Below are 9921 nucleotides of genomic sequence, written 5' to 3'. Positions count from 1 at the left end.
TCCATACGCATAGCGTATGGTTTATAGCTAGACTTTGTCTAGCTATAATGAAAAAGGGCGATAGCATTCGCCCTTATTTGGGAGGGATTATTTTCTTACGGCAATCGCTTCAATCTCTAAACCCACATCTTTTGGCAATCGAGCCACTTCTACGCAAGAACGCGCAGGGAAATTAGGGTGATTATTTTCTTTAAAGAAACGTTCATATTCTGCATTTACTGTAGCAAAATCATTCAAGTCTTTAACAAAAACTGTCGTTTTCACAATATCAGCCACAGTTAAACCCGCTTGTTCAATAATAGCTTTCACATTTTCTAAAGATTGGCGTGCTTGAGCCACAATATCCACCGGCACTTCACCTGTTGCAGGATTTACCGGAATTTGCCCAGAAGTTAGCACTAAATTGCCTAAATCCACCGCTTGTACATAGGGCCCAATCGCCACTGGCGCTTTTTCGGTATGAATAATTTTTGTCATTTTATTTCCTTTTATTGAATGAAAAGATGGTTTTATTCTATGCAATCTTGCCGAAAACTGAAAGGAAAATCTATTTATAATGGGAGATTAATCTCCCATTATATTTGATATTTTGGTATCAAAAATCTTCTTCATGTCCCCTTACACACCATTTTCCCCACCAAAAAATCAATCACCGCCGCTACGCGTTTAATCTTTTGGCTGGCTTGTGGGTAATACAAATAAACAGGTGGATAATTGCGCCAATAGTCGGTTAATACAGGGATAAAGTCGTTTTTATCGGGCAATTGCTGATGAATGGACGTGAATAAACGCCCGATGCCCAAGCCAGCGCGCACGCCGTCTGCGATGGTGTCGATGTCGTTGCAGATGATTGGCGTAGGCATTTCCACGCTTGCGCTTTCGCCGCCTTGTTCCAAAATCAGCGGCAGGATTTGTCCTGTGGTGATGAAGCGATAGCCGATCAGTCGGTGTTGATGCAGGTTATCTCTTTGCGGTTCGCCATATTGTTGCAGGTAATTTTTGGAAACATATAGCCCCTCTTGGAAAGATGGCAGTAATTGACGCGCTACCATATTTTCATCAATTTTATCGCCAAAGCGAATGCCCAAATCATAGCCTGCTTGTACCAAATCCACCGTACCGTCATAGACGGAAATGTCCAAGCAAATATGCGGATAACGCTGGTTAAATTCGGCTAAATAAGGCTGAATAATCAAACGGTACGCAAAACGCGAAAGGGTGATTTTCACCAAGCCTGCGGGTTCGTGTTCTTCGATGATCAGCGCGTCAAAGCTGTGTTCCAGCTGTGCCATTAATGAACCCGTTTGGTTCAACAATCGTTGTCCCGCATCCGTTAGCACCACACGCCGAGTGTTTCGCCAAAACAGTGGCATATCCATTTTTTGTTCCAGCAATTTCAATGCCTGACTAGCAGAAGGTGTGGTCATTCCCAATGTGCGAGCCGCTTCGCTGATGCTGCCAGCACGGGCAATGGCGTGGAAAATACGCAGTTGTTGGTAGGTTGAGCTATCCATTGTTAGTTTTTACCTAATTCTGTTTTAGTTATTGTTAGTCTAGTTTAATCAATGGCGCAAGTCTATACTACGCATCAAATTCATTCAGAACGCAATAAGGAACAAAAATGAACTCAGTATTAATTATTTCAGGACACCCCGATTTAGAGCATTCTGTGGCGAATCGTGAAATTCTCGCTCAACTCGAAAAAGCCTTGCCACAAGCCGAAATAGTGCGTTTGGACTTGGTTTATCCAAATTACCAAATTGATGTGGCGGCGGAGCAGAACCGCTTGCTCAATGCGGACACAATCGTGTTGCAGTTCCCTTTTTATTGGTATAGCTATCCTGCACTGTTGAAAAAATGGGTGGACGATGTGTTTGTGTATGGCTTTGCGCACGGCAGCACGGGCGGCAAATTGGCGGGCAAAAAATTGCTTATCTCTTTCACCACGGGCGCAGCGGCGGAGCAATATCAGCCTGACGGTGCAATGCATCACACAGTAGAACAATTTTTACCCGCATTTCAACAGCTTGCGAACCTTTGCCAAATGCAGTGGCTACCGCCTGTGTATTCCAATGGAATGATGATAATTCCGAATGTCAGCACTGCGGAACAGCTTGCAGCAGTGCGTGAGAAAGCCCTTGATCACGCAACACGCTTAGTTAAAACCATTCAAGATTAAGGAAAGTGCGGTATGTTTTTAGTACAAATTTCATTAGATCCCACAAATAACACCGTGAATGCCTTGTTAGAAGAGCATCGAGCTTGGCTGAAAAAGTATGCGGAAGCGGGCGTATTCCTGCTATTTGGCCCATACGCAGATCACAAAGGCGGTTTGATTATCGTCCAAGTGGAAAATGAAGCCGCTTTGCAAGCGATTCTGGCGGAAGACGTGTATTTCCATAAACAGTTAGCGGATTATCAGGTTCGTGAGTTTGCTGCCAAATTTATCGCAAATGATTTAATAGAAATGGCAAATTAAGCGAAATCACGCCAAACAAGCTTTCAGACGGCCTTATCAAATGCTTATGCCGTCTGAAAAAAAGAAATAAAAATCTCATAAAATTTGCCCGCACTTAACATTTGGTCAAATCTTTCTCTCTCGCAAAATAGGAGCAAAAAATGCAAAATATTCAAGATAAAGTCGTCATCATCACAGGCGCATCATCAGGTATTGGCGAAGCCACCGCCTATAAACTGGCAGCAGCAGGCGCAAAAATCGTCTTGGGCGCGCGCCGTGAAGACAAGCTCAAAGCCATTGCCGACAAAATCGCGCAAAACGGCGGTGAAGCCGCTTACCGCGTGACGGACGTAGTCAAAGCCGAAGACAATCAAGCCCTTGTACAGCTTGCCAAAGACCGTTTCGGCAAAGTCGATGCCATCTTCCTCAACGCAGGCCTCATGCCCAGCTCGCCGCTTTCCGCATTGGAAACCGGCAATTGGAATGCCATGGTGGACGTGAACATCAAAGGCGTATTGAACGGCATTGCCGCCGTCTTGCCCACTTTTGAGGCACAAAAATCAGGGCATATTCTCAGCACCTCATCAGTGGCAGGGCTGAAAGTCTATGCAGGCGCGGCGGTATATTGCGGCACCAAATGGGCAGTAAAAGCCATCATGGAAGCCTTGCGGATGGAATCCGCCCAAGCGGGCACCCATATCCGCACCACCACCCTCTATCCTGCCGCCGTGCAGTCAGAATTGGTCGCAGGCATCACCAACGAACAGGTTTCCAAAGGCTATCGTGAACTGTACGACACGTACGAAATCCCTGCCGACCGTGTCGCCAATGCCGTGCTGTTTGCTCTAAGCCAGCCAGAAGACACCGACATCAGCGAAATCACCATTGGCCCAACCACCCAGCCTTGGTAATTCAATCAATCGCACGAAAGACGGCGGAAAGCATGCGTTTTCCGCCGTCTTTTTGAGGAAAAACCATGAAAAAAATCATGACCGCATTTGCCCTTTCAGCCAGCCTCAGCGTTCAGGCAGCCCCCATCATGAACTTCTTTGAACTTGGCATTGCCGAAGGCCAAAACGCCGATTATGAAAAAGTCGCCGAATACAATATCCAAACCTCCCTCAAAAACGAAAAAGGCACACTGGCGATGTATGCCGTGCAGCCGAGCGAACAGCCCGATATGGCATATATGATCGAAATCTATGCCGATGATGCGGCATACCAAACCCACCGCGAATCGCCACAATACCAAGCCTTTTTAGCCCAGTCGCCCACCATTTTGACCGACCACAAAGTGTTCACCCCGCTTGTGCCACAATTTTTAGGCGACAAAAAAGTGCAAGCCACCGCGCCCTATCGCACCAATTTGGTGATGGTGGAAGTGAAACCGCAACACAACGCCGACTTTAAACGCATCGTCAGCCAAGAAATGGCACAATCACTCGAAACCGAAAACGGCGTACTGGCAATGTATGCCGCCACCTATCAAAATCAACCCAACAAATGGCTGTTTTTTGAAATCTACGCCGATGATGCCGCCTACCAAGCCCACCGCCAAACACCCCATTTCCAAGCTTACCTCAAAGACACCGCGGCAATGCTGGAAAGCAAAGATTATCGAACCGTTCAACCGCTGTATCTTGGCAATCAAGGCGGGGTGAGTTGGACGGCGAGATAGGTGGCTGCCTGAAAATAGGTATTTTCCACAAGATTTTTAGCCATTATTCAATACAGAAGAGCAAATAAAGATAGAGCGATATGCTTGGATTTTGTAATCCATCCTGCAATTATTTATGTTTAAAAATGATTGAGATCTTCTAAAATAACTTTCATTTTATTGGCTAATTGGCTCAATTCGGTGAAAGTGTCATAAATACCGTCTTCAGATAAAACGTGATAGTGATTATTCGTTTCAATGGGAAAGTCCGCCATTTTTTCGTGTAATGCGAGCCATTGTTGAGAGGAATAAAAGGTTTGAAGCGTTTTGGCAAGATGGGCGGCTTGTTGCCATTTGGCGATGTCTTTTTGAAAAACGTCGATTAAATCAACCAGTTGATTGTATTGATTTTGTAGGTGTTGAAGATCTTCTGATGTCATAAGAATTCCTTAAGTTGTTCCTTCAGGGAGGATAATCAAATTGTAGAAGGGGAATCCCTTCTCATTCAGGGCAATACGTTTATTATATACGAAACACCTTATTTTTGGGGAAATAGCCCTATTCTTCCTCCTGCAACACCTCCACCAACGCTTTAAATAGCGGTGAATGCTGGCGGCGGTGGGGGTAGTAGAGGTATAAGCCATCGTAGTGAATGGCGGTTTCGGGGAGTGAATGGTTTTAGGAGGAAAACCATGAAAAAAATCATGACCGCACTTGCCCTTTCAGCCAGCCCTCAGCGTTCAGGCAGCCCCCATCATGAACTTCTTTGAACTTGGCATTGCCGAAGGCCAAAAAATGCCGCCTATCAACAAGTGGCACAGCACAATATCCAAACCTCCCTCAAAACGAAAAGGCACGTTGGCGATGATTGCCTTACAATCCCAAGAGAATCCGCAACTCGGCTATATGCTGGAGTTATACGCCGATGAAGCCGCTTACCAAACCCATAAAAACTCACTGCAATACCAGTATTTTTTGCAAGCATCGCCGAAAATTCTTACCGACCATAAAAAATTCACCCCATTAACCCTGCAATTTTGGGCAGAGAAAGCCTTTACGCCCAGAGAAACCATGCAGACCAATTTGGTGAAAGTCCGCGTCAAACCCGAGTATCAAAGCGAGTTTGCCCAAATAGTGAAAAATGAAATGCAAATCGCGATGGACAAAGAAAACGGCGTTTGGCTGATGGCGGCAGGCACGGAGAAAAATGCCCCGAATCATTGGCTATTTTTTGAAATCTATGCCGATGCCAAGGCCTATGAACAACACCGCCAAACTCCGCATTTTCAGGAATATTTGACCAAGACGGCGGAGATGGTGGAAGAAAAAGAAATGCTGAAGGTTAAGGCTGAAGTGGTAGGCAATCAGGGCGGTTTTCGGTATTAAAGGCCGTCTGAAAATATCTTCTCAACCCCACTGTCTATCTTTTTACTCTTGATTTAGTCTGAAAATTGACTATAATGGCTTTTTAGTCAATTTTCGGACTTTTTTATGCGCAATCATCTGGAACAGCTTGCTCAGCAAATGGGCAGTATCGAACATTTATATGACCGCTGGCTGCAAAAGCAGGGCATTCCCTACAACCGTTTTGCCGTGCTGTATGGCATTGCGGTGTCAGAAGAGCAGCGTTTGACGCAGAAAAACATCAGCGAGGCATGGCAATTGTCCAAGCAGACGGTGTTTAGTCTGTGCAAACAATTGCAGGAACAGGGCTTGATTGCCATTCAGGACAGCGAAAAGGACAGACGGGAAAAATGGTTGGTTTTAACCGAAAAAGGCCAAGCACAGGCGGACGGTTTGGTGCAGGCCTTTGAGCAATTAAGCCAGACGGTTTTTGAGCAGTTTGGTGCGGAAAATACGCGCCAGCTGTGTCAGCTATTACAGCAGTTTGAGCAAGTATTTGCCCAGCATGTGGAGCAGGCATCATGTGGCAAAGCCTGAAAAATATCGGTCAGAACCATTTCCGCTTATTACTGGCCACTTTTGCCTTGGTCGGTGCGGAAAATTTGCTGTTTCTTTGCTATCCCTTATTTGGCGGTTTTGCCGTCAATGCGGTGATGAATGGGCAAGTGTGGCAGTCGCTGACTTATGGCCTGTTGGTGCTGTTGATGTGGGGCATTGGCGGATTGCGCCGTTCGGTCGATACCCGTGCATTTACTCATATTTATACGCAAATCGCCGTCCCCGTGATTTTAAAACAGCGGGCGCAGGCGGTTTCTGTTTCTGCCATTACCGCAAGAGTGGCTTTGTCGCGGGAGTTTGTTGAATTTCTTTGAGGAACATTTGCCGCAGTCCATCACCTCTATTTTGTCGATTGCGGGGGCGTGTCTGATGTTAATGGTGTTGGAATGGCCGATTGGTCTGTTTTCTTTGTTGATTTTATTGCTGTTTCTGTCGCTGCTGCCGTGGTTTTCCCGAATGAGTGAGGGGCTTTATGGCCGTCTGAATAACCGTCTGGAGCAGGATAATCACCATATCCGCCAAAGTGATGCCAACCGTCTTTGGCGGCATTATCGTTTGGTGGCGCGTTTGCGCGTGCTGATTTCTAATCGTGAGGCTTTGGGCTATTTTCTGATTGGGACGGCGATGAGTGTGCTGTTTGGCTTTAGCTTTGTTTATTTAAGCCTGCACGGCTATCAAAGCGCTGGGCATGTTTATTCGATAACGACTTATTTGTGGATGTTCGCCATGGCGCTGGATGATGCGCCGCGTTTGGTGGAAAACTACAGTAATTTAAAAGACATTGCGCAAAGGGTGCAGGTGGGGTGAGGAAAAACCGTCTTGATAAAAACCCGAGTTTGAATAGTGGACTTGGGTTTTCTTTTAGGTTGCCTGAACAGGCTATCGCACGCACCACGCCTGCTTTGGCAAATACTCGCTCAAAAAATCAATCAGCAAGGCGACTCGGGCGGTGAGTTGGCAGTGGCGGTAATAAACGGCGTAGATGGGCTGTAAAACCGTTTGGCGTAGATCGGGTAAAACTTCAACTAGTTCACCATTTTGCCGTGCGGTTTCCGTCATCATATCCGATAGACAAACCACGCCAGTATGATTGAGTGCCAACGCAAGCAAGCTTTCGCCGCTGGAAGCGGTAACGCTAGGGTGAATGGTGAGCATTTGCCCGCTGGCGTCTAATATCGGCCATTGGTTTAAGTGGGCGGGTTGAGAGAAGCCTAATAAACGATGTTGTAATAATTGTTCGACATTATGAATTTCGCCGTGCTGTTTTAAATATTCGGGACTAGCCAAAATGCGGATCGCTGTTTTGCCCAATAGTCTTGCGTGCATACTGGAATCTTGCAACGCACCTATCCGAATGGCGACATCGGTGCGTTCTTCCAACAAATCAATTAAGTTATCATTGCTGTTCAGTTCTAATTCAATGCGAGAATAACGCTGTAAAAATTCCGCTAAGGCAGGGATTAAAACGTGCCGCATTACGGGAGCGGCGGTGTTAATGCGCAATAACCCGCTGGCATCGGTTTTGCGTGCCAACAATTTTTCTTCGGCGATTTGTACGCTGTCTAGGATTTGCCGTGCTTGTTGTAATAATAATTCGCCTTCAGCGGTCAGATACATTCGCCTTGTGCTGCGTTGCAGTAAAACCGTGTCTAAGTCATTTTCTAATTTTGATAGGCTGCGACTGACCGCGGAAACTGGCAAATTCAGGCTTTGTGCCGCTGCGCTAATTGAGCCTTTATCTACAATTTGTACGAAAGTATGTAAGGCGTCTAGGTTCAGTTTCATTGAATACTTCCTTAAAAAATTCCTTACAGATTAGCGCCAAGCCATAGAATAGACAAGTCATTTTCGCAAAATAAGCAAATATAATTTGCGATTTAGGCTCTTTTTCACAAAAATCTATGCCGTATAATGCCCTACATCAAGCACACAAGGTGCGAAATTTACTTAATTTACATAATGGAGAACTTATGATGACAATTCCAAAATTCGGTGTGGGGACTTTCCGTTTACAAGGTCAAACCGTGATTGATTCAGTAAAAAATGCGTTAGAGGTTGGCTATCGTGCCATTGACACTGCCCAGATTTACGGCAATGAAGCGGAAGTGGGGCAAGCCATTGCGGAAAGCGGTGTGCCGCGTGAAGATTTATTCTTAACCACCAAAATTTGGGTGGACAATTACAGCCCAGAAAAATTGGCGGAAAGCCTAAAAGACAGCTTGCGTAAATTGCGTACTGATGTAGTGGATTTAACCTTAATCCATTGGCCAGCGCCGGGCAATGGCGTGGCATTGCCTGATTATATGAATGCGTTATTAGAAGCAAAACAAGCGGGCTTAACTAAGCAAATCGGCGTGTCTAACTTCAACATCGCTTTAACGCAACAAGCGATTGAAACAGTGGGCAAAGAGCATATCGCCACTAATCAAATTGAGCTTAGTCCTTATTTGCAAAACCCGAACTTAGTGAATTTTCTGCAAAAAGAAGGCATTGCCATTACATCGTATATGACGTTGGCTTATGGCAAAGTGTTAAAGGATCCTGTATTGACACAAATTGCCGAAGCACATGGCGCAACCACCGCACAAGTGGCACTGGCTTGGGCATTGGCACGCGGTTTTGCGGTGATTCCTTCATCAACCAAACGAGAAAATTTAATTTCTAACTTAAAAGCGCTAGAACTCAAACTTAGCGATCAAGAAATTGAAATGATCAACGCGCTAGACCGCGGTAGCCGTGAAGTTAGCCCTGAAGGCTTGGCTGCGGAATGGGACGACTAAACCCAACGCCGTCTGAATTTTTAAGTTGTTTTAGCAAAGAAAAGTGCGGTGTTTTTTTCCGCACTTTTTCTTAGAGATAAGTGAAAAGAAGTGCAATAGCACAAATTTTTGCTAATTTCGCAAAAATAATTTGCAGATTAAGTGCTTTTTCTTAAATAATCTTAATCTTATAATTCTCATATCAAACAACAGTTATCAATAATCAAGGATAAATTATGAACATTTTATTACTTAACGGCGGAAAATCTTTTGGTCATTCTCACGGTGAACTTAACGCGACATTACACGAAGAAGCGAAGAAACTACTCACCGAACTCGGACATAGCATTCAAGAAACCCACATTGACGCAGGCTATGACATTGAAGCGGAAATCGAAAAATACCTTTGGATGGACGTGGTGATTTACCAAATGCCAGGTTGGTGGATGGGCGAGCCTTGGATCGTGAAAAAATACATTGACGAAGTGTTCACCTTTGGACACGGCAAAATCTACCAAAGCGATGGCCGCCACCGCGTGAACCCTACCGAAGGCTACGGCACAGGCGGATTATTGCAAGGGCGTAAACATATGCTTTCGCTCACTTGGAACGCGCCGATTGAAGCCTTCACCCGTAAAGGCGATTTCTTTGACGGCGTGGGCGTGGACGGTGTGTACAACCACTTCCACAAAGCCAACGAATTTATTGGTACAACAGCGCTGCCAACGTTTATCTGCAATGACGTGATTAAATCACCGAATGTGCCGCTGTATATTGAGAATTACCGCAAGCATTTGGCGGCGGTTTTTGGTAAGGCGGCGTAATCGTTTTAATGAATGAATAAAACCCGAGTTTGAATAGTGAACTCGGGTTTTCTTTTTGGCTGCCTGAAACTTAACCGTCTTTCAGGCAGCTTTTTTATGTCACCTTCTCCACAAACCACCCATTGGGGACGTTTATTTTTCTAATGATGTTTTGGGCAAAAAACTGCTGGAGGTAGGGCAGCATCCAATTCAGGACACGCCCAGTCCGCCTGCCATGTTTGAATGAGGTGCAATAGTCGGTCGGCCAATTCTTGTTCTTTT

Annotated in this window: 14 protein-coding genes; 10 read left to right on the top strand and 4 right to left on the bottom strand. The window is 45.5% G+C overall.

Going from position 1 to position 9921, the window contains the following annotated elements:
* Window positions 1-87: 87 nt before the first annotated feature.
* Together C3Z13_RS05725 and C3Z13_RS05720 are read right to left on the bottom strand one after the other, a co-directional pair.
* A complete protein-coding gene (locus tag C3Z13_RS05725) occupies window positions 88-477 on the bottom strand; it encodes a RidA family protein (RefSeq protein WP_103854125.1) in 390 nt (129 codons plus the stop codon).
* Between the two features lie 131 nt (window positions 478-608).
* The gene (locus C3Z13_RS05720; RefSeq protein ID WP_103855299.1) at window positions 609-1514 is read right to left on the bottom strand and encodes a LysR family transcriptional regulator; all 906 of its coding nucleotides are present in this window, start codon (window positions 1512-1514) and stop codon (window positions 609-611) included.
* Window positions 1515-1621: 107 nt separating this feature from the next.
* On the opposite strand from C3Z13_RS05720, the gene C3Z13_RS05715 reads away from it, so the two are divergent.
* The 4 genes from C3Z13_RS05715 to C3Z13_RS05700 all read left to right on the top strand — a co-directional run bounded on the left by C3Z13_RS05715 (window position 1622) and on the right by C3Z13_RS05700 (window position 4136).
* Window positions 1622-2179, top strand: a complete 558-nt coding sequence (locus tag C3Z13_RS05715) for an NAD(P)H-dependent oxidoreductase (protein WP_103855298.1) — start codon at window positions 1622-1624, stop codon at window positions 2177-2179.
* 12 nt (window positions 2180-2191) lie between these two features.
* Window positions 2192-2479 carry a YciI family protein gene (locus tag C3Z13_RS05710; protein ID WP_103855297.1) on the top strand — a complete coding sequence of 96 codons (288 nt, stop codon included), beginning with the start codon at window positions 2192-2194 and terminating at the stop codon, window positions 2477-2479.
* Window positions 2480-2619: 140 nt separating this feature from the next.
* Window positions 2620-3369 carry an SDR family oxidoreductase gene (locus C3Z13_RS05705; protein WP_103855296.1) on the top strand — a complete coding sequence of 250 codons (750 nt, stop codon included), beginning with the start codon at window positions 2620-2622 and terminating at the stop codon, window positions 3367-3369.
* A 65-nt stretch (window positions 3370-3434) separates the two neighbouring features.
* Window positions 3435-4136 (top strand): putative quinol monooxygenase, encoded by a 702-nt coding sequence (locus tag C3Z13_RS05700; protein ID WP_103855295.1) that lies wholly within the window; start codon window positions 3435-3437, stop codon window positions 4134-4136.
* Between the two features lie 119 nt (window positions 4137-4255).
* Here C3Z13_RS05700 and C3Z13_RS05695 read toward each other — a convergent pair whose 3' ends face one another.
* On the bottom strand, window positions 4256-4555 hold the full coding sequence (locus tag C3Z13_RS05695) for a DUF4298 domain-containing protein (RefSeq protein ID WP_039162333.1): 300 nt from the start codon (window positions 4553-4555) through the stop codon (window positions 4256-4258).
* 316 nt (window positions 4556-4871) lie between these two features.
* On the opposite strand from C3Z13_RS05695, the gene C3Z13_RS05690 reads away from it, so the two are divergent.
* From C3Z13_RS05690 to C3Z13_RS12270, 4 genes are all read left to right on the top strand, one after another.
* Window positions 4872-5501, top strand: coding sequence for a putative quinol monooxygenase (locus tag C3Z13_RS05690; RefSeq protein ID WP_146256875.1), 630 nt, complete (start codon window positions 4872-4874; stop codon window positions 5499-5501).
* A gap of 105 nt (window positions 5502-5606) precedes the next feature.
* Window positions 5607-6056: a MarR family winged helix-turn-helix transcriptional regulator gene (locus tag C3Z13_RS05685; RefSeq protein ID WP_103855293.1), complete on the top strand. Its 450-nt coding sequence runs from the start codon at window positions 5607-5609 to the stop codon at window positions 6054-6056.
* Complete coding sequence (locus C3Z13_RS12275; protein WP_245872571.1) at window positions 6041-6391, top strand: ABC transporter six-transmembrane domain-containing protein; 351 nt, start codon at window positions 6041-6043, stop codon at window positions 6389-6391. The genes C3Z13_RS05685 and C3Z13_RS12275 overlap by 16 nt, the downstream gene beginning before the upstream one ends.
* Window positions 6378-6884, top strand: a complete 507-nt coding sequence (locus C3Z13_RS12270) for an ABC transporter six-transmembrane domain-containing protein (protein WP_245872570.1) — start codon at window positions 6378-6380, stop codon at window positions 6882-6884. Before C3Z13_RS12275 ends, C3Z13_RS12270 begins: the two co-directional genes overlap by 14 nt.
* Window positions 6885-6956: 72 nt before the next feature.
* Here C3Z13_RS12270 and C3Z13_RS05675 read toward each other — a convergent pair whose 3' ends face one another.
* Window positions 6957-7862: a LysR family transcriptional regulator gene (locus C3Z13_RS05675; RefSeq protein WP_103855292.1), complete on the bottom strand. Its 906-nt coding sequence runs from the start codon at window positions 7860-7862 to the stop codon at window positions 6957-6959.
* Between the two features lie 185 nt (window positions 7863-8047).
* Here C3Z13_RS05675 and dkgB point away from each other — a divergent pair, with 185 nt between their 5' ends.
* Entirely contained in the window at window positions 8048-8857 is an 810-nt protein-coding gene (dkgB, locus tag C3Z13_RS05670; protein ID WP_245872569.1) for a 2,5-didehydrogluconate reductase DkgB, read from the top strand.
* A 215-nt stretch (window positions 8858-9072) separates the two neighbouring features.
* Complete coding sequence (locus C3Z13_RS05665) at window positions 9073-9660, top strand: NAD(P)H-dependent oxidoreductase (protein ID WP_103855291.1); 588 nt, start codon at window positions 9073-9075, stop codon at window positions 9658-9660.
* Window positions 9661-9921: the final 261 nt, after the last annotated feature.

Origin of the sequence: Avibacterium endocarditidis (assembly GCF_002921145.1) — a bacterium.
GTDB classification, from domain to species: Bacteria; Pseudomonadota; Gammaproteobacteria; order Enterobacterales; family Pasteurellaceae; genus Avibacterium; species Avibacterium endocarditidis.
The sequence above is the reverse complement of the archived record's forward strand: the minus strand, read 5'-3'. Positions and strand labels throughout refer to the sequence as shown.